Below are 19,590 nucleotides of genomic sequence, written 5' to 3'. Positions count from 1 at the left end.
GTTTGGTCACTTACAATTATAGAGATATTTGTGCTTTTTTAATATCAAAAATTAAAATAACGGTCAGTGAATACTTCACCAACCGTTAAAAATATACAACCGTGTTAACGGAGGATCAGAAAGTGTAGATAATTATAATGGCTTAGTGAAATCAGAAACTCAAGATAATAATTCTAATATTACAAATTACTCTATTACAACATGTGCTAAAAGTGGTGGTTTTTGGATTAGAGGTATACGTAACAAGACAGTAATTTCTGAATATAAGCATTATAAAAAAGCTGGAAAAGGCACTGCTATTAATGGAAAGGGCTTTGTTGGTGATGGTGGTTGGAAAAAAGCTGGTGTGTATTCAAAGGGACACGTTAAGGCAACTCTAAAAGGTAACAAATCTTACTATGATCATAAATAGTTAAATGGTCTACCCATTAAGATAAATCTTAATGGGTTCTTTTAAACTAGAGAGGTATATATGAAAAGGATTATATTAATATTAGCAGTAGCGATATCGCTTATAATAAATTTTGTTGTAATAGACTCTGTTAAATCATTATCATTCTATAACGCAGTTGAAAAGCAGAGTGAAAAGGTTCGATTTGCTTTTGATAAAGATAAAGCGTATAGCAAAAATGCGTCAACGTATTTTGAAAGTTTATCAAAGAAATATAATATAGCTATTACTAAAGTGACATACTTAAGTGATGATAAAGTTGCAATTAATACGACAGACCAGCAGTTAAAACAAAAAGCAACGCACAATCACACACTGAATTTATTTGATCGTCACTTACATATTAAAGTCTATAATTTGAAAGATACAAATTTATCGGAAGAAGGCACTTATTTTTTTAAAGGCGATACAGAAAGTGTACAAAAAGTAATCGAATTGATTAATCGTAATGTAGGTTCAACAGAAAAAGTTGAAAATACCGTATCGCAGCATATTCAAATTGATGCGTTCAGTATCATCCTTTCAACTTTGTTTCTATTTATATTTTTGGCAGTGCTAATACATAGTTTACAGAATCGAAAAAGCGATGGTAAATTGTTGTACGATTTAGGATATAGTTGGTGGCATCAACTTCAATTTTTATTAGCTGATTTTAAATACTATGCTTTTGGTTATGTTGGCATCAATATCGTTTTGAGCGCTTTGGTATATATATTCATTTATAAAGACGTTCATCTCACCAAAGTCGTACTTATTGCGTTATGTACGTCAATCATTTTAATGGTAACATGTATTGCTATGATGTCTGTCGTACTGGCGATTTATACAAAGCAATACGCCAAAAATATGAAGCAAAGTGATCCTTTTTTAATGATGTATACCTATATGGCATTAGCGGTTATGGCAGTGATATTTTTGTCTTTATCAAGTCAAAATTTAGTTCAGAATTATCGTAATTATAAATTCCAGCAAAGTAGCATAAAATACTGGGATGTTTCTAAAAATGCATATAAAACGCTAGTTTCAGATCAAGGACAACTGAAAAATGAGAAATTAGCAGAGCAATTGGGGAAACATTTAAAAGATTATTATAACAGTGCGTATAACAAAGGATTCATTATTGATGTCGGGAATTTTTATAATACGGATGGAAGACCGCTCTATAAATTAAATGAAAAAGAAAATGCGAATATAGAGCCTGATGGTAAAACTATTACGATTGATATTAATTATTTAAAAACGCACAAAAGGCATACAATCCAAGGTCAAAATGTTTTAGATGATATACAAAGAGATAGCCGTACACAAAATATCATTGTGCCAATAAAATATAAGCAGTACGAAAAAGAAATTGAGGTTCAGTTTAAAGATCATTTCGCGTTTCTTAAAAATGAGGATATTAGTAATGATAAACAGAAAGAAAATCTAAATATCAATATTATATGGGTGGACAACAATGTAGGTTATCCTACATATGATTTTGAAGTTGGAGGTCGAAAAAATACGCTTATTGCGCCAATAGCTATTGTTGAAACGAGTAATACTGCGCTGCGTAATTTTGAAACCTATTTTTCAACAAGATATGTTTTTAAGAGTAAGTCTGATGACCCTTATTCAACGATAAAAAAAGGCTTAGAGAAATTTCATGTTGATGGTTATATACCGAGTGTGGAATCTGTATATGATGCCAAATTTGATGAAATTAATAGGCTGAAAGTCAAAACGTCACAATATGCTGTATTAGCCTTATTGACCACTTTGACGTTTATTGTCATGACCTTTACTTTTATCAGACTATATTTCACATCATACCAACATAAAATTTTTATAAAACATACTTTAGGATATAGCTACTTTCAAATTCACAAACCTATTTTAACATTTTTATTATTATTGAATTTATTAATGGGCATCTTAATTTTATCTCAGCAAAATATCATATCTTATTCCATTTTCTTCGGTGTCATTTTGATTGAAACATGGGTATCTTCTTACTCATTTATTAAGTTAAATAAAGAAAATCTAAACGAGGTTTTGAAAGGAAAAAAAGATGATTGAACTTAAAAATATTCATAAATCATTTGATAAAAAGCGTATTTTACAAAGTTTTGATTATATCATAGAGCAACGTGATTTTATTATTATCAAAGGAGCAAGCGGTAAAGGAAAATCGAGTTTGTTAAATATCATTGGGTTACTAGAAGATCCAGATGAAGGTCATGTTACATTTAAAGGGAAAATGATTCGTAAAGAAAAGGATAAATTGAAATTTCGTAGAGATGATATTGCATATATCTACCAGAATTACGGCCTTTTAGAAAATCAAAGTATCATTCACAACTTAACCTTACCGTTGAATGTTTCAAAAAAAGATACTGCAAAGATAGAGGAAGTTGTTCAAATGGTGGGATTATCACATCTTGATATGAAAGCTAAAGTGTACACATGTAGTGGTGGCGAGCAACAAAGAATTGCTATAGCTAGAGCTATCTTAAAAAATCCAACATTGATTAATGCTGATGAACCGACAGGAAATTTAGATGAAGATAATGCTTTAAATACGATAAATCTATTTAAAGCATTAAACAATAATGGCATGACAATCATTATGGCTACACATGATAAAGCATTTTTTGACGTTGGTAACAAGTTGATCGATATGGATACGTTTGTTTGATTTTGGTCATAAATATAGGGAGCCTCAGAGAGTAGTTATATGGTATCTGGTTTTTTTGCAATAGGTGGAATCGCGAGTGTTTGTATTGGATAATCAAAATGGAGTTTATATCTAAATCTTAAATAGAAAATCTAATAATTGATTTACCTCGTTAATATATAAAGCATTTAATTTGTGATATATAATCAATTGTATTAAGTTATTTGTTACGAAAAGAATGATGAGGAGGTTATCAGATGAAAGTCGAAGTATGGTCAGATTTTATGTGCCCATTTTGCTATATTGGTGATACAAAATTGCAAAAAGCTATTAAAAACTTAGGGCTTCAAGATGACGTTGATATCGAATTTAAAAGCTACGAGTTAGATCCAACTGCGGAAGAATGGTCAGGCATGTCTTTTATTGAATTAATTACGGGCAAATATGGAGTGACTTTAGAACAAGCGAAACAAAATAATGAAAACATTACGCAACACGCTAAAGAAGTAGGCTTGAATTATCAAATGGATATATTGAAACCTACAAACAGTTTTAAAGCACATCGTTTAGCTAAATTAGGAAAATCAAAAGGCAAAGAATTAGAAATTGTAAATGCTTTGTTTAGTGCTTATTTCGAACAGGGTAAAAACTTAAGCGATAACACAGAATTGATGGAAATCGCTAAAAGTGTCGGTTTAGAAGAACGAGAGATACAAGAGGTCTTAGACAATGATGACATGTTTGCGAATGAAGTAAACAAAGATAAAGGTCAAGCACGTATGTATGGTATACAAGCGGTCCCTTATTTCGTAATTAACGATAAATATGTCGTAAAAGGTGCGCAACCATTAGAAACATTTGAAGGTGCAATTAATACAGCGTGGGGCGAAATCAATACACAAAAGAAATTTGAAGATTTGTCTACTGATGACAATTCTGGTCACTGTTCAGACGGCAGTTGTTCTATCTCTTAGAGAATCCCAATAGTGCTTTAATGATTAAAATAATCATGCGTTGTAGGAGAGAAATCGATTTAATATCATAGTCTCATTTTGGCAAGAATAACATGGATTGCAATTAGCTTATTATAGAATAAGCGTCATCCAGTTATCTCTTGCCATTTTTTATTTTTAGGTCTATTTTAGAGGTCAAAATCTTGAAACGCAGCGTTTTAAAGTTGCTTTCAAATTAAGTGAGTTCGTCATACGTTTCGTCATAAACTTCTATTCCATTGACTTTTAAAAGCGCTGTAAACACACCGTCACCGCTTTTTTTAGTTCCATCAAAAGCGCCAGAATAAATGGTATTTGAACCGCAAGTGGGGCTGTCAGATTTTAAAATTAAAGTGCTACAATTTAATTCTTTACATATATTCAATGCTATTTTTGCGCCTCTTACATAATCTTCAGTGACGTCATTCCCGTATAAATCAATAATTTTAGCTTTTTGATGCAACACATCATACCCATCTCCATCGACAATTTCCGCAGCTGCTCTTGGTATGGAAAGTCCTGCTAAAATTTCGGGGCAGATCGTTCGCGCGAACCCTTTATCCACTAAGTTTTTGAGCGCTATATTCCCTTTGTTTCCCCCATCGTATCGCACGTTTTCACCAGCTAAACAGGCACTTATTAATATCATGATTTTACCTCACTTTCAATTTTTTAAACGATTTATAATTCATTTTTTACCTAAATCTTAGTAAAAATCTCTCAAGCAAACAAGTTGAGATAGATTGCTGGTTACTTTGTAGATTTGAAGCTATTGCTTTACATGATTTAAATGTTAACGTCATATTATTTTAATATGATATAGAAGTAAAGGGTGATAGCATTTATCTATATAAAGCACTGAATATTGATAATGAGTTAATCGCAGAAAGTGACGAATAAATATTGATTCAATATATAGTTTTTGAGGAGGGTAAAGTTGATGATTACATATGAATTAATGCATTTAGATAAGCGGAATAGAGCTAATAAAAAAGTTGCGTATTATCTACATTCTGACTTTAAGGAATTTGGAAAATCAGGAAAGGTTTATTATAAGGAAGACATTCTAAATGTTGAATTAGATGCTTTTGACTTTAAAATTTATAATTTTAACCAATATAAACTTGCAGAGGATTGTTTTTTTGTGCACATATAAACTATTAAATGAAAACAATCATATCGTTACTAATAGAAGTTCGATTTGGAAATATGAAGATAATGATTGGAAATTACGATTTCATCAAGGAACAGAAGTTAGGGAGGGATAATTAGACAATGCATGAAAAACTGTTATCTTTTATTTCATATTTTTAACAATTTAATTAGAAGAACAAAAAATATTTTCATTTTCATCCGTAATTATTTGAATACAAATAAACTTGTTTTGTTGGTCTTTCCGACTTCCCGAAATATCTTTATATTTCCATAAATTTTACTTCTGTTTTAATGATTGATGTCTCAACAGATGGGGTTTCTAAGCAAGTTCACTCACATGTTAAATTGTAAAATACAGATTTTTATTTAAGAGGACAAGTTTATTAGAAGTTTTATGCATCAATTTTATTAAATGTGAGTGAAGCTCGTTCTTTTCATTCCAATAAAAAAGGGCGACTATCTTTTTTACAGTCAATCTTTTTTTATGTTTTTGTAGTTTTTTTAATCAATAAAATTGTATTTACGATAAATATAAGAGTGATGACGACAGTAAGTGGCAATATATGTATGTTTGAAATATTTGTAACAATGAGGGCTATCATCAAAAGGATATTGATAATGTGGTGAATATATTGTGTTTGTTTCATGCGATTTTCTCCTTTCTTAATCAATAAATAACAGTCAGCGGTTTATCAGTATTATATCATTAAATGAAGATCAGAAATTTGCATAATAAAACAAACAGTAATCCAAAAAAATAACATTAACTAGAATGTTTTAAAATATTTTTATCAAAAGTAAAAACGAAGAAACTTTACAGCAATTTTATAACCAAAAAACAAAAAATACGATGAATGATGTTATATTATAGTTATCAGTTATTCAATCTTAAATGTGGGATGAAAAACATTTGAGGTGGTATAGTGGAAAATAATCAAGGAAATAAGCGTTATATTATCAGAAAGTATTCTATTGGTGTCGTCTCTGTTTTAGCTGTAACGACGTTCTTTGTGAGTACCCATGAGGCACAAGCAGCTGAACAAGTCACAAATGGAAATCATGCACCTGCAGCAGTGGTTCAAAAAGGTGAGCAATCAACCCCTAATGATGTTAACGGCGTAACAAAAAAAGAAATTCCTGCAGAAAATTTACAACCAGTAACATATTATGAACTAGATCAACAGGCAAATGTTAAACTAACAGACTTAACGCGATTAAATGCGGTTAAGCCAGAAGTTCAATCGACACCTGAGCTAACTCTGGTTGAACAACAAAATCACACAAACACTAATCAAAATCATATCAACAAGGTTGCCGACGCGTCACATGCAACATCTTTAACAGATCGACAAACTAATAAAGAAATCCCCCTTACATCGATTGAACCAGCAAATAATATTAAACCTGATGCAAAAGAGACAGAAAAAAATACAGAAGTTAATGACAATCACCCAGGAAATGATGACAACGCATCAAATACGATCACTAATAAGAACAATGACCCACAACATGCAACATCTTCTAATCAAGCACCACACGCGCTCTTGCAAGTTAAAGATAAAACCAATTCAGATATAACAGCGCAAAATCAAGATCAACAAACTGCAGGAAGCGTTGCGCCAAAAGCGAACGATGTTAACCATCATAATGGAAAAGTCAAACAACCAGCGACACATATTGATAATAAAAATGAAAATAAAGCTAAGGCTGTTCCTCAAAGTCAGCCAGTAGCACGCACTTCAACGTTGGCGACAGTGGCTGATACACAAAAAACGTATAGTCACAAACTAAGGTAAGCCCAACATATTAACAAGTACCCTATTGTTTTAGTTCATGGATTCCTAGGATTAGTCGATCAGAATACTTTTCCGTTATATCCTAATTATTGGGGTGGCAATAAGTTCAAGGTAGTGGATGAACTGAAAAACAAGGGATATGATATCTATCAAGCGAGTGTAGGGGCTTTTGCTAGTAATTATGATCGCGCAGTAGAATTGTATTATTATATTAAAGGTGGACGTGTGGACTACGGTGCTGCCCATGCAGCAAAATATGGTCATGAACGCTACGGTAGAACGTATGAAGGTATTATGCGCGATTGGCAACCAGGTAAAAAAATCCACTTGATTGGTCATAGTATGGGAGGTCAAACGATTCGTTTAATGGAGCAATTTTTGAGAAATGGGAACCAAGAAGAAATTGCTTATCATAAGCAACATGGTGGAGAAATTTCACCATTGTTTCTTGGGGGTCAGGATAATATGATTGCCTCTATTACGACTTTGGGAACACCACATAATGGGTCACAAGCTGCTGATAAGATTGGTAATAAAGATATCGTAAGAAATATTATGTATGCCTTAAACAGGTTAGCTGGTAATAAAAATTCAACAGTAGACTTTGGTTTGAGGCAGTGGGGGTTTCAACAACAGCCGGGTGAAACACGTCTTGAATATATTAATCGTGTCAGTAATAGTCGCATTTGGACAACAACGGATAATGCTGCTTATGATTTAACCCTTGAAGGAGCGGCAAAGTTGAATGAAATGACCAGTCTAAATCCAAACATCACGTATACAACATATACAGGACTAGCTTCTCATACTGGTCCGCTAGGTAATGAAAACCCAAGTATTGGTCAATTTCCACTTATGGATTTAACAAGTAGAATTATTGGTCATGATGCTAATGTCGCATGGCGTAAAAATGATGGTATTGTACCTGTGATTTCTTCTTTGCACCCATTTAACCAGGCATTTATAGATATTACAGCAGAAGATTCTGGTACAAGAAAAGGGATTTGGCAAGTGAGGCCTATCTTGCAAGGCTGGGATCATGTAGACTTTATTGGTATTGATGCGACTGATTTAAAACATACGGGTGCAGAATTGGCGAATTTCTATATGGGAATCGTAAATCATCTTTTAGGTGTTGAAGCATTAGAGACCCATGCATCGGAAAGGTATCAAAGTTAATCAGATGGATACCTATAGATTGTCTTCTTAAATATTAGATGCAATGTGAAATTGACATCTCTATAAGAGGGAAGGTTGTCTCACTTCTCGATGAAAGTATGTAAGTCAAAGTGGACAGTTAAAGAGTAACGATAGGCGAGCTGTTTATTTATGGGTAACACAAAAAAGACAAAAATTTGGAGGCGAATTTCTATTTCAATAGAGGTCGCCTCCAATCTCGTTTGTTTGATTAAAATGAGGCGTTATTTAAATCTTCAAAATGCGTCTTGATAAAAGCTGTTTTTGATAGTTTATTTTGCCATTCATCGACTAAATAGCCTTCTAAATGACCACAAAATTGACCATCGACCTCGAGGTAAGCGCCATCTTCAGATTCTTGACCATATACACCTACATCATGATGGGCTTGTTCAAAATAATCAATAAGATAAGCTTTCATTTCTTCAAATGCGTTAATATAAGACTCTACCTCATCATTATCGATAACATATGCACCCACTCTCGTTTGTCCTGATACACGACCGTGGACATCTGATATGACTTCTATTGGGTTCCACACAGCTACAATGTCACCCTCATCGGATGTGAAAGTATATCGACTGAGAACATATTGACTTTCCTGCCAATACACTTCTTGATATTTAGGAAGGTCATTGTAGTCTAAATAGTAATTTTCAAAAGTGACATCATCTAAAACTTCTTTATCCACTTTGATACCTTCTACTGCATGAAGCCACGATTTAACATCCGCTTCAGTTTCAAACAATCCGACTACTTGCTTAGTATTAAATTGATGTAATTCTAATAAATACATAAACATGTCTCCTTTATCCATTATTGTCATCATACAGAAAAGAAATGAGTGTGTGCGATTTGTCTTATTTCAGAGAAATTTTTACATAAAAGTGGTTTATATATTGATGATATTTTATTTATTTTAAAGATACATGCCCTCGATACGATTGTCCAATAAAGTGATAAGAAGTATGTAGGGGGGAAAGGAAGTATGTACATAGAATAACGTGGTGACATTTTAAGAATACAATTAAAAATAGGGAGATTCATGCGTGTTTATAGGGTGTGTAAAGTGACTTTCATATTGAAGGCGTGTGGCTTTAGCCATAGACTTAAAGTAATGAAAGAAAAACAATTGAAGAAGGTATGAATATGTACAATGAAGTTCGTAGTCAATTACGCTTAAGTATCGCGTGGTTGACGCTCTTTTTAGTGGGTACAGATTTATTCGTGGTATCACCGCTACTCCCGAATATGATTCGTGAATTTAATATATCTGCACAACAAGCAAGTTGGATTGTTACCTCGTTCGCAGTCATGTATGCGGTTATGGCACCGCTATTTGGTGTTTTAGCCGATCGATGGGGCAAAAAGAAAAATATTGTTATCGGGCTTATTTTATTCTCTTTTGCGAATGGGCTTACTTTTATCGCAAGATCGTATTTTGTGCTCGTTTTAAGTCGTGTATGGGCAGGTGGGGCTGCAGCCATGATTACTTCTTCTGTTTTTGCACTTACAGGTGATTTAGCGCCTAAAAATAAAAATGGCTTATACCTTTCTATAGCGACTTCTGGTTTTCTAACAGCGATATGGGTGGGTGCACCTTTAGGGAATTTAATTGGCAACATTACGAACTGGCGAACGGTATTTATTATTTTAGCAATAGGGACATTGGCATTAAGTGCTTTAAATAGCTTTGTTTTACCAGAGCATATGCATTCGCAATCACATCGGTCACCAGATTTCGAGAAATTTAAAGGTATGATTCGTGATGTACTTGTTACTACGTTATGGGCTTTAGCTGTCTATGGTGTCTATACATTTCTTGGTGAAATTTTTAAAAGTGTGACAGGTTTATCTAGCCTCATGACGAGTGTTGCATTTACCTTTTACGGAATGGGTGCCCTAATTGGAAGTGTTTCTGGGGGATGGTTTTCAGATCATCTGGGTAATGATCGCGTTATCAAAATAGGTATGACCGGTTTAGCTGTACTACTCATTGTTGTGGGATTGACTGTTACACATCCTTTATTATTATTTCCATCTCTCACGTTATGGGCTTTCAGTGGTTATTTATTTTTCTCAGCGTACCAATCTTTCATTTCGAAACGGAATGCTGCTTTTTCGGGGAGTATTATGGCGTGGAATCAGACTGCGATGTATGTAGGGATTACTATAGGGTCATGGCTTGGCGGAGGATTAATAGCTCATCATCTTATTCTCTTATTGTTTGTCTCTTGCGCAGCTTCTGCTTTAATCGGATTAATATGGTATCGCTTCAAAGTTGTGTCATAAGTACAAAAACCAATCTTGTAGAGGATAATCTCTAAGATTGGTTTTTATTTTTAAGAGTTTGGGGTGGATGATTGATCCAGTTTTGTAGAAGAATAGCATGATTATGCTCAGTATCTTTGGCTGCATAAAGTAAGACTACATGTTCATTTTGACCTACAATTTCCTGTAATTCTGCAAATGCGGCGCGTTGTTCATCCAGTGTTTGTAGTTCTTTTAAATATTGATTTTTAAATGCGGCAAAACGTTCAGGATCATGATGAAACCATTTTCTTAATTGAGAGGTCGGACCGATCTCTTTTAACCAATAATCTAAATTTGCCTCTGCTTTAGAAATGCCTCTTGGCCACACTCGGTCGACCAATACACGAACAACATTATTTTCTTGCGCTTTTGTATAGATACGTTCAATCTTAACAGTCACGAGAATCTCCCCTTTGAAATGTTGAATGGGCACGGGTAGAAAGCAAGACGCATTCTTCCCGAAGCCCTTCTTGAGTACATTAGAATATTTGGCGAGTGTTATACAATAATTTCGTTTGTTTCATATGGTGTTTTGAGTAATACGAGGACACCTTCAATAAAACCAATTAGGCTGGGTATGCCTGTCCAAGAAAATAGAGCGTATAAGATGCCGAGTCCGATTTTATGCGAATAGAATTTGTGAACGCCTCCCCCCTAGAACAATCGCGAGTATAGCGGAAATCCATTTATTGACTTTCATTGTTTCATCATCTAATTGTAATTATACAACAAAATGTGAATAGATTTGAGAGATGACTATCTCGTACAATATAAAATTGCAATAGATAATGCATTATTTTAAATAGTTGATTTAAAGAATAAAATTGTTTTCCATTGCTATTATACATTTTTAAGTTCTAGTTAATATTCAGTTAATATGATTTACCTCTTTAGTATATTAAAGTTAAGCAGTAATGATTTTTTCTAGTAGAGAGGTTAAAGATGTTAAAGGAAAATTATAAATTAAGAAAAATGAAGATCGGTTTAGTTTCTACAGCAGCGGCAGCAATTTTAGTGATTTCAAATGGTACAGCGGAAGCTTCAGAAGATACAACGGCTCAAGAAGCATCAGCCGTGTCTGTTGATGAGAAACAAGTGAATGAAAATCAACAAGTGGAAGACAATACGGCATCAGAACAAGCGGAAAATGAAAGTTTTATACATTTAGATGAAGTGCGCCCAGGCGATACACAAGTTTCAGGCTACACACAGCCTAACAAAGCTATTTCACTTAAAATTGATAATAAAGATGTCGTTAATCTTGAAGATGACTTTCAAGAAGTGGTGTCTGATGAGAACGGGAAATTTACGTATGATTTGAATGGGCGAAAAATCGTTTATAACCAAAAAGTAGATGTTGAAGCAACGGAACCTCTAGACTTAGATGCTTTAGAAGATGATGAAAAAGCGTTGGAAACTTCTGATGAAGAAACAACAGTGGCGCCACATGAAGTAGAGCAAGATACTGCGACGCATGCGGTAGATTCAGAAGAAAAAGAAGAAGTAACAGCAGGAGACCATGAAGAAAGTGATTTATCGTTAGAAGGATTACTACTAGACGCTGAAGGCGAAGGTCCTAAAGCTTCGTATACAACGCCTAGATATGAAAAAGCATACGAAATTCCAGAAACACGTATTCCTCAAATTAACGGTCGACACCAAGTATGGATTGAACCTATTTTAGAAGGTACAGGTGTGGTTAAAGGTCATACATCAGTTAAAGGCAAGGTTGCACTTGCGATTAACGGTAAGTTTATTAATTTAGGGGATTCAACTTCAACGCTTGAACAATTGAGTAAAGAAGCATATGAAACACGTTATGATGGCGTTTGGAAATTTATTGATCCTAAAGGCTTTTTTGAATTCGAATTCAACCGTCTTTTCGATAAATCTTATGCATTGAAAAAAGGGGACCTCGTGTCACTTTCTTTTAAATCAGACAATGAACAAGATACAATGCCTTCATTTGTATTTAATGTTTTAACAGAACCATTTGAAGCGGTTGAAAAAGCCCATACATTATTTGATCATAATGCGATTGAACCTGTAAAAGAATTAAAAGATGTAGATGAAGCGATTCAAATTAATGACATTTTTGGAGATGTTATTGAAACAGCGATTCGTGGTGAAGACAAGTTAATCTTAGAAGGTACAAAAGAGATGACAGGTCGTACGAAATATGCAAATGCACTTATTCGAATTGATTCAAACTTAGGCGAGTATAGACACTTCCCAACGCTTCAAGCAGATCAAGAGGGTAACTTTACTTTCAATATTAAAGAAGCTGGCTATCGTATGTACAATGGTGAAACGTTAACGTTAACTGTAGTAGATCCGACGACTCAAAAAGCGTTAGCGCAAATTCAAAAATATATTGAACCTGTTGATATTGATGAAATCATGGATGATGAAGTATTTGACGACTATTCAGATGAAGACGACGATTTATTTGAAATACGCAGTTTTAAACCTGCTAACGAAGTCGTAGCACCTAAAGTAGAAGAAGTAACAAAGCAGCACGACGAAGCACAAGAAGAAGTGAAACAAGATACGCAAGCTGCAGTGCAACATGAAACGGCAAAAGAAACTGATAAAAATGACGCAAGCCCAGCTGTCAAAGCGGAGCAAAAGCGTGATGCGTCTGAACATCATCAAGCAAGCGCTGAAACACCCAAAATGACGCAACCCACTTCAGTCACAAAAACAACAAAGCCTGAACACGTGACACCTGCGTCTGTACCAAGTCAAGGTGAGAACGAACAAGCGGCAGATGCATCGGTATCTGTAGAGTCTGATTTTACGCAAGATATGGAAGACATGGTTCCATACAGACAGCATTTAGCAACATTAAAGTTAGTACATCATGAAAAAGGAAGTATAGGCCATGTGAACGGGTTTCAACTTCAATCTACAATGCCAACAACACCCGTTGATTATTTAGTTAAACCACATATAGCCAAGGCTGAGCCAAAATCTGTATCTGTATTACCAGAGACAGGTCAAGAGAAGGTATCAACGTTATGGTCTCTATTATTAATGGTTTCAGGCGTATCATTATTGGCATACAAACGACGCAAGCAACAAAAACAAACACGTTAATCACAGAATAACAATTTAATTGAAAGATAGAAGTCTTTATTAAAGCTTTGTGTATGAAAGCGGGACAATGGAATCAAATTGATTTCTGTCTCGCTTTCGTCGTTTTTTTGGGAGAAGCGTTAAAAAAGATAACAGCATATTGTATGTTTAATTTTATTTGATATATTTATAAGTGTATAGTGCAACGCTTATAAAGTGAGGTATCAGAATGAAAAAATTAATTACAACATGTATATCATTATTAGTCATTTTAACGGGATGCAGTGAGGACAATCATCAAAAGGAAGAAAAAGTAAACAAAGCCGAGCCTCAAACTTCTGAACCGGCTACTCAAGAAAAAGAAACGACAACAGATCAACAACAATCGAGTAAGAAAGCAGCACCAAAAGATAAGAAAGATGAAGCACAATCATCAAGCGAAAGTCACAAGGAACATCATGAAAAAGTTCAACAAGAAAAGAAAGGTGAAACGAAGCCCCAATCGGAGCCGAACCCGTCTGACATAGACCGGATTGATCTTAAAAAGAAAATTGCGCTCGCATTCTTTGTGGAAGATGCGGCCCATTATACAATCACAGCAACAGAAATCGATCAAGGAATGTATGAATATGTGGGAGCAGCTGGAACAGAATCAAGAACTGTAAATCATTTACAGGTGACGTCTGCCAGTCAAGTTCCCAATGCACCTGAAGGCATGCAGTTTTATATGGTATCGCCACCTAAAGGGAATTTTGTGACGATTGTTGGTGTGAGTCCGAATACTTTATTTATTGGTGGCACACAAAGTGCACTGATTGATTATCAAATGTTATTAAGTTCAGGTAAAGAAATGCCGTTGCTTCCATTATATGAAGCGCATCACAATGACCCACGTTTACACAACATTACGGCAAAGATGTCAATCAGCCAGTGAGGGATTAGATGAGCCGTTTTGCGTTAAAAATCAAGACGTCTGCACGATGATGTGACGTCTTACTTCCTTATTATAATAAGTTCATCAATAAGTTCATCTTATTCGATGACGCATAAGTTAAATGTAATTTTAAAAAAATAAATTAAATATTATTAAAGGAAATCATAAAATGTCAAGCAATTGTCATTTTATGGTTCTTTTTTTATAAGCATTTAAATCGATAATGATTATCATTGTTGACAATTTAAAAAGAAGAGAGTAGGATATTTTTAAATCGTTATGATTACGATTTGTAACAAAGCATATTTATTTAAAAAGGAGATTGAATACATTTGGAAATCGTTCATTTTTCGAAATTTAATCCATCTGGAAATATGACAGTCTTAGTAGATTCTACTCATGATCCTTCAGAATATGCGGGTATAGCGCAGCAATTAATGCAAACATCACACGTGGGGTGTGAACAAGTTGGGTTTATTGTTGATGCCAAAGGTGATATTCCACATCAACTTGTTATGAGCGGACAAGAATTTTGTGGTAATGGCACTTTGTCATTTATTCATTATTTGAAAACGCGAGATCTATTACCTTCTTCTTCATTTGAACTTCAAGTTTCAGGTTTGAGCGAACCGACGCAGTGTGCTTTTTATGAAGAAACAGGAGAATATGAAGTTGCGTTACCTGGACCGACGGAAATACTTGAGAAACAATATACAATTGATGATGTTATTTTTGATGGTTTAGAAATTCAATATGATACATATCAACATTTTGTCTGTCCGATTTCAGTATGGTCAGATCGTTTGGCAATATCAGTTGAAAAATTCGTGCGTCAACATCAATGGCCGGAGCATTTCACTGCGATTGGTATCATGCTATATGAAGCACATCAACGACGTTTACATCCACTGATATACATACCTCAAGTTGACAGTATCATTTGGGAGCAGAGCTGTGGTTCTGGAACAGGTTCAGTGGGCGTTTATGAAGCATATCGCCGACACAGTTCACATATTGAAGAGGAGATTTTGCAGCCAGGTGGCGCATTATCTGTTTCAACTCGTCGACAAGATGAGGGCTATGAAATTTCCATAAAGGGTCATGTTTCTACAGTTGCAACGGGATTAGCATACTTAGAATAAGGAGAGAACCATGATCGACATGCGACAAGAGATTAAACAATTTGAAGCGCAGTTAGAAAACTATGCGCAACAATTCGAGCAATTATACGAAAAAGCACAGGCAAGCGAACAGGCAGTACGCGATTTAGAACAATTGGTAGATGATTACAGTGCTTATATTCTTGATGAGCAACAAGCACAAGTATACCAACAGTGGTATACACATCCAGTATCTAATACACAGTTGATTCACGTATTAGCTGAGATTACTTCACGTTGCGTGAAATTAATGGAATCGACACGTGCACGTCGATTAATATCAGGAAATGCAGGTTCATCAGGTTATTTTGAAAATATAGAGCACTGCATTGTGGAAGAATTTGGCCAGTTTGAAATAACATCGGAAGATACGGTATTACTCGTAGGTTCTGGTGCGTATCCCATGACACTCGTTCAGATTGCACAAGAAACAGGTGCTCATGTGATTGGTATTGATATTGATGAAGATGCCGTAAACTATGGCCAAAAAGTGATTGAAATCTTAGCACCGAATGAAACCATTGAGATTCATCGTAAAAATGTGAATGAGTTAGAGGCGATTCGAGATGTGACGCATATCATTTTCAGCTCTACAGTTAAAATGAAATATGACATTCTCGCAGAGCTCTATGAGTTAACAAATCGAGACGTTGTTGTTTCTATGCGTTATGGAAATGACTTAAAATCTATCTTTAACTATCCAAAACAGGACACATATCCACATCATTGGACATGTGTGGCTGATATTACGCAACCCGATCAGATTTTTGATATTGCACTTTATCAAAAAGCAGATGAAAGGGGCGCATCGTAATGTCAAAGTCAGTATTGATAGCAGGAACAGGCCCTGTGGCCATTCAACTGGCAGTATTGTTTGATCAATACTCAGATAATCAGATTGCGATGGCAAGCCGAAGTTTACAATCAGAGAAATCACGCAAATTTATTGAGGCTTATCAACAAACGCAAAAAGTTGAAGTTTCTGTTCAAAATGAAGCACATCAACAATTAGCTGGAGAAGCAATGTTAGCCGAGGTCTATGAAAGTTATCATGACATTCAAAAGCAATATGATGTGCTCGTCCTTGCTTGTACAGCGGATGCGTATAGTGAAGTGTTATCTCAGATTTCGGAACGTGTTTTAACGCAATTGAAAAGCGTTGTGCTTATTTCACCAACATTTGGATCGCATATGATTGTGAAACAGCAATTGCAAGCGTACCAACCGAATATAGAAGTCATTTCATTTTCAACTTATTTAGGAGATACGGGTGTGATGGATGTAGATCAACCGCACCGTGTAATCACTAAAGGGGTGAAGAAACGTCTTTATATCGGCTCGACTCAATCAAATACTCAAACTTTCCAGGAAATGGTTGCATTAATGACTCAAATTGGCGTGCCAGTGACAGTGGTGGAACATCCACTTCAAGCGGAGTCACGCAATAGCTCGCTCTATGTCCACCCAGCATTATTTATGAATATGCACGCACTTAAAGCGGTGTTTCAAGGTACCGATGTGCCGTTTTTTGTTTACAAATTGTTCCCAGAAGGACCAATAACGATGAAATGTATCACGGAAATGCGCCTAATGTGGCAAGAAGTGATGCATATTTTGCAGGAAATGAATATTGAAACTTTGAATTTATTGAAATTTATGGTGAAAGAAAATTACCCACTCCGTGAAGAAACAATCGATGCTTCCAAAATCGAAGCATTTGAAACATTATCGCCAGTGGAGCAAGAGTATCTTTTATATGTACGTTATACAGGTATTCTGATTGATCCATTTTCAAAACCAGATGCGACGGGTAAATATTTTGATTTTTCTGCCGTTCCATTTAAGCATGTCTTTCAAAATGAATCAGGGGAATGGCAAATTCCACGTATGCCGAGTGAAGATTACTATCGAACACAGATTATGCGCGGAATTGCACGTGTGCTCAAAATTAACACACCTATGATGGACACCTTTATGCATCGATATGAAGCACAGTTAGAAGCATTTCAAGCCAGTCATCGGAATGATAGTTTTTCATCACAATTTAAAGTGCAAGATTTTGCGCATGATATTGCATGCATTGAATCGCAATTAATGTCGCACTAAAAAAGGCTTTCTTATTATGCGTCTCGAATGGTCACATAGAGAGATGTCTAAATTGAATCACTGCGTGCCTGTTTAATGATATGACTAAATATAAACTTCATATACCCCAAAAAAGGGTCAAGGAGAAAAGAGAGGAAAAAGATTATGAAAAAGACTTTGAAGTGGCTGACTTTATGTATGGCCTTGTTACTTGTTTTATCAGCTTGTGGGAGTTCAAAGGCATTAGATGAGAAAAAAGAAGAGAAAAATCTTACATATGCAACATCTAAAGACATTGGAGATATGAATCCACACGTCTATGGTGGTTCTATGTCCGCGCAAGGTATGGTTTATGAATCGTTAGTTGATCATACACAAAAGGGGATTGAACCTTTATTAGCCAAATCATGGGATGTCTCTAAAGATGGTAAAACTTATACATTCCATTTACGTGAAGGTGTAAAATTCCATGATGGGACAAAATTTGATGCAGAAGCCGTTAAAAAGAATTTTGATGCTGTTCAAGCCAATAAAAAGTTACACTCATGGATTAAAGTTTCTACTTTAATTGATAAAACAGAAGTCAAAGATGATTATACATTCGTATTGAAACTTAAAGAACCTTACAATGCAACTTTAGAAGAATTAGCGATGACACGCCCATTTGTATTTGTGTCACCAAAAGCTTTTAAAGATGGCGGTACGAAAGATGGTTTGAAATCTTATGTAGGTACAGGTCCTTATAAGTTGAAATCACATGAAAAAGACGAACAAGCTAAATTCGAACGTAATGATGATTATTGGGGTGGACAACCTAAATTAAAATCAATCGTTGCAAAAGTATTACCAGCAGGTGAAACATCATTCTTAGCCCTTCAAAAAGGTGAAGTTAACTTTGCATTTACAGATGACCGTGGAACTGACAACGTAGATAATGAAGCAATGAAAAAATTAGTTGACGAAGGCGACTACCAGTTGAAGCGTAGTAAACCAATGAACACTAAAATGATTGTTGCGAACTCTGGTAAAAAAGATAGTCCTGCGCAAGACAAAGCGGTTCGTGAAGCATTATGGCATAGTGTAGACCAAAAACGAATTTCAGAAAAAATCTTAGATAAAACTGAAAAACCTGCATCACAATTATTCTCAAAAAACGTGCCACATGCGAATATCGATTTACCAAAACGTGAATTTGATTTGAAAAAAGCTGAAAGTCTTTTAGACGATGCGGGTTGGAAACAATCTAAAAAAGGCGAAGTTCGTGAAAAAGATGGTAAAAAACTAGAAATGAAGTTATATTATGACAACCACTCAAATTCACAAAAACAAGAAGCTGAATTTATACAAGCGAAAGCAAAAGATATCGGTATGCAATTGAAAATTGTAGGCGAAACTTCTGATAAAGTTGCTGAACGCCGTACTTCAGGTGATTATGACTTATTATTCAACCAAACTTGGGGCTTACAATATGACCCACAAAGTACAATTTCTGCATTTAAAGCAGATACAGGATACAAATCAGCAGTTTCTGGTATTAAAGAAAAATCAAAATTATTCGATGATATTGATACAGCATTATCAACACAAGATGCTACAACTCAAAAAGAAAAATATAAAGATATTTTAACAACTGTTCATGACGAAGCGATTTTCATTCCGATTTCTCATGGTGGTATGACAGTTGTTGCACCTAAAGATTTAAAAGATATCTCATTCAAACAATCACAATATGAATTACCATTTGAGCAAATGGAATATAAATAAGGATGCCTA

The 19,590-nt window shown here is 34.9% G+C and carries 16 protein-coding genes and 1 pseudogene; 13 read left to right on the top strand and 4 right to left on the bottom strand.

The window, feature by feature from the left end:
- The first annotated feature begins 145 nt into the window (after nt 1–145).
- The 4 genes from C1H58_RS12385 (at nt 146) to C1H58_RS08600 (ending at nt 4,081) form a co-directional block, all read left to right on the top strand.
- Complete coding sequence (locus C1H58_RS12385) at nt 146–412, top strand: lactococcin 972 family bacteriocin (RefSeq protein WP_165545948.1); 267 nt, start codon at nt 146–148, stop codon at nt 410–412.
- A gap of 60 nt (nt 413–472) precedes the next feature.
- Nucleotides 473–2,509 (top strand): DUF1430 domain-containing protein, encoded by a 2,037-nt coding sequence (locus tag C1H58_RS08610; RefSeq protein WP_165545947.1) that lies wholly within the window; start codon nt 473–475, stop codon nt 2,507–2,509.
- Nucleotides 2,502–3,128 (top strand): ABC transporter ATP-binding protein, encoded by a 627-nt coding sequence (locus C1H58_RS08605; RefSeq protein WP_165545946.1) that lies wholly within the window; start codon nt 2,502–2,504, stop codon nt 3,126–3,128. Before C1H58_RS08610 ends, C1H58_RS08605 begins: the two co-directional genes overlap by 8 nt.
- Before the next feature lie 236 nt (nt 3,129–3,364).
- Nucleotides 3,365–4,081 carry a DsbA family oxidoreductase gene (locus tag C1H58_RS08600; protein WP_165545945.1) on the top strand — a complete coding sequence of 239 codons (717 nt, stop codon included), beginning with the start codon at nt 3,365–3,367 and terminating at the stop codon, nt 4,079–4,081.
- A 214-nt stretch (nt 4,082–4,295) separates the two neighbouring features.
- On the opposite strand, the gene C1H58_RS08595 is transcribed toward C1H58_RS08600, so the two are convergent.
- Nucleotides 4,296–4,748, bottom strand: coding sequence for a 2-thiouracil desulfurase family protein (locus tag C1H58_RS08595; RefSeq protein WP_165545944.1), 453 nt, complete (start codon nt 4,746–4,748; stop codon nt 4,296–4,298).
- Nucleotides 4,749–5,039: 291 nt separating this feature from the next.
- Here C1H58_RS08595 and C1H58_RS08590 point away from each other — a divergent pair, with 291 nt between their 5' ends.
- A complete protein-coding gene (locus C1H58_RS08590) occupies nt 5,040–5,255 on the top strand; it encodes a hypothetical protein (RefSeq protein WP_242680303.1) in 216 nt (71 codons plus the stop codon).
- A 922-nt stretch (nt 5,256–6,177) separates the two neighbouring features.
- A pseudogene (gene lip / locus C1H58_RS08585) lies at nt 6,178–8,229 on the top strand (YSIRK-targeted triacylglycerol lipase).
- Between the two features lie 229 nt (nt 8,230–8,458).
- Here the strand turns inward: lip and C1H58_RS08580 are convergent.
- The gene (locus C1H58_RS08580) at nt 8,459–9,043 is read right to left on the bottom strand and encodes a hypothetical protein (protein ID WP_165545943.1); all 585 of its coding nucleotides are present in this window, start codon (nt 9,041–9,043) and stop codon (nt 8,459–8,461) included.
- Nucleotides 9,044–9,396: 353 nt separating this feature from the next.
- On the opposite strand from C1H58_RS08580, the gene C1H58_RS08575 reads away from it, so the two are divergent.
- The gene (locus tag C1H58_RS08575) at nt 9,397–10,539 is read left to right on the top strand and encodes an MFS transporter (protein ID WP_165545942.1); all 1,143 of its coding nucleotides are present in this window, start codon (nt 9,397–9,399) and stop codon (nt 10,537–10,539) included.
- Nucleotides 10,540–10,570: 31 nt separating this feature from the next.
- Here C1H58_RS08575 and C1H58_RS08570 read toward each other — a convergent pair whose 3' ends face one another.
- Complete coding sequence (locus C1H58_RS08570; protein ID WP_060830431.1) at nt 10,571–10,960, bottom strand: DUF488 domain-containing protein; 390 nt, start codon at nt 10,958–10,960, stop codon at nt 10,571–10,573.
- Nucleotides 10,961–11,058: 98 nt separating this feature from the next.
- A complete protein-coding gene (locus C1H58_RS12525; RefSeq protein ID WP_342588987.1) occupies nt 11,059–11,169 on the bottom strand; it encodes a TM2 domain-containing protein in 111 nt (36 codons plus the stop codon).
- A gap of 333 nt (nt 11,170–11,502) precedes the next feature.
- Here C1H58_RS12525 and C1H58_RS08560 point away from each other — a divergent pair, with 333 nt between their 5' ends.
- The 6 genes from C1H58_RS08560 (at nt 11,503) to cntA (ending at nt 19,581) form a co-directional block, all read left to right on the top strand.
- Nucleotides 11,503–13,659 carry an LPXTG cell wall anchor domain-containing protein gene (locus C1H58_RS08560; RefSeq protein ID WP_165545941.1) on the top strand — a complete coding sequence of 719 codons (2,157 nt, stop codon included), beginning with the start codon at nt 11,503–11,505 and terminating at the stop codon, nt 13,657–13,659.
- Nucleotides 13,660–13,867: 208 nt separating this feature from the next.
- On the top strand, nt 13,868–14,572 hold the full coding sequence (locus tag C1H58_RS08555; RefSeq protein WP_165545940.1) for a hypothetical protein: 705 nt from the start codon (nt 13,868–13,870) through the stop codon (nt 14,570–14,572).
- Between the two features lie 332 nt (nt 14,573–14,904).
- Nucleotides 14,905–15,714 carry a histidine racemase CntK gene (gene cntK, locus C1H58_RS08550; RefSeq protein ID WP_050331847.1) on the top strand — a complete coding sequence of 270 codons (810 nt, stop codon included), beginning with the start codon at nt 14,905–14,907 and terminating at the stop codon, nt 15,712–15,714.
- A gap of 10 nt (nt 15,715–15,724) precedes the next feature.
- On the top strand, nt 15,725–16,546 hold the full coding sequence (cntL, locus tag C1H58_RS08545; RefSeq protein ID WP_165545939.1) for a staphylopine biosynthesis enzyme CntL: 822 nt from the start codon (nt 15,725–15,727) through the stop codon (nt 16,544–16,546).
- Complete coding sequence (cntM, locus tag C1H58_RS08540) at nt 16,546–17,838, top strand: staphylopine biosynthesis dehydrogenase (protein WP_060830427.1); 1,293 nt, start codon at nt 16,546–16,548, stop codon at nt 17,836–17,838. Before cntL ends, cntM begins: the two co-directional genes overlap by 1 nt.
- Before the next feature lie 144 nt (nt 17,839–17,982).
- The gene (gene cntA, locus C1H58_RS08535) at nt 17,983–19,581 is read left to right on the top strand and encodes a staphylopine-dependent metal ABC transporter substrate-binding lipoprotein (protein ID WP_165545938.1); all 1,599 of its coding nucleotides are present in this window, start codon (nt 17,983–17,985) and stop codon (nt 19,579–19,581) included.
- Nucleotides 19,582–19,590: the final 9 nt, after the last annotated feature.

It is taken from the genome of Staphylococcus sp. 191 (assembly GCF_011174885.1).
Lineage (GTDB): Bacteria > Bacillota > Bacilli > Staphylococcales > Staphylococcaceae > Staphylococcus > Staphylococcus coagulans.
The sequence above is the reverse complement of the archived record's forward strand: the minus strand, read 5'-3'. Positions and strand labels throughout refer to the sequence as shown.

Bases quoted from the DNA above. Each gene is read 5' to 3' on its own strand.
- C1H58_RS08610 (WP_165545947.1), top strand. From the start codon at position 473: ATGAAAAGGATTATATTAATATTAGCAGTAGCGATATCGCTTATAATA.
- C1H58_RS08605 (WP_165545946.1), top strand. From the start codon at position 2,502: ATGATTGAACTTAAAAATATTCATAAATCATTTGATAAAAAGCGTATT.
- C1H58_RS08600 (WP_165545945.1), top strand. From the start codon at position 3,365: ATGAAAGTCGAAGTATGGTCAGATTTTATGTGCCCATTTTGCTATATT.
- C1H58_RS08595 (WP_165545944.1), bottom strand. From the start codon at position 4,748: ATGATATTAATAAGTGCCTGTTTAGCTGGTGAAAACGTGCGATACGAT.
- C1H58_RS08590 (WP_242680303.1), top strand. From the start codon at position 5,040: ATGATTACATATGAATTAATGCATTTAGATAAGCGGAATAGAGCTAAT.
- C1H58_RS08580 (WP_165545943.1), bottom strand. From the start codon at position 9,043: ATGTATTTATTAGAATTACATCAATTTAATACTAAGCAAGTAGTCGGA.
- C1H58_RS08575 (WP_165545942.1), top strand. From the start codon at position 9,397: ATGTACAATGAAGTTCGTAGTCAATTACGCTTAAGTATCGCGTGGTTG.
- C1H58_RS08560 (WP_165545941.1), top strand. From the start codon at position 11,503: ATGTTAAAGGAAAATTATAAATTAAGAAAAATGAAGATCGGTTTAGTT.
- C1H58_RS08555 (WP_165545940.1), top strand. From the start codon at position 13,868: ATGAAAAAATTAATTACAACATGTATATCATTATTAGTCATTTTAACG.
- cntL (WP_165545939.1), top strand. From the start codon at position 15,725: ATGATCGACATGCGACAAGAGATTAAACAATTTGAAGCGCAGTTAGAA.
- cntM (WP_060830427.1), top strand. From the start codon at position 16,546: ATGTCAAAGTCAGTATTGATAGCAGGAACAGGCCCTGTGGCCATTCAA.
- cntA (WP_165545938.1), top strand. From the start codon at position 17,983: ATGAAAAAGACTTTGAAGTGGCTGACTTTATGTATGGCCTTGTTACTT.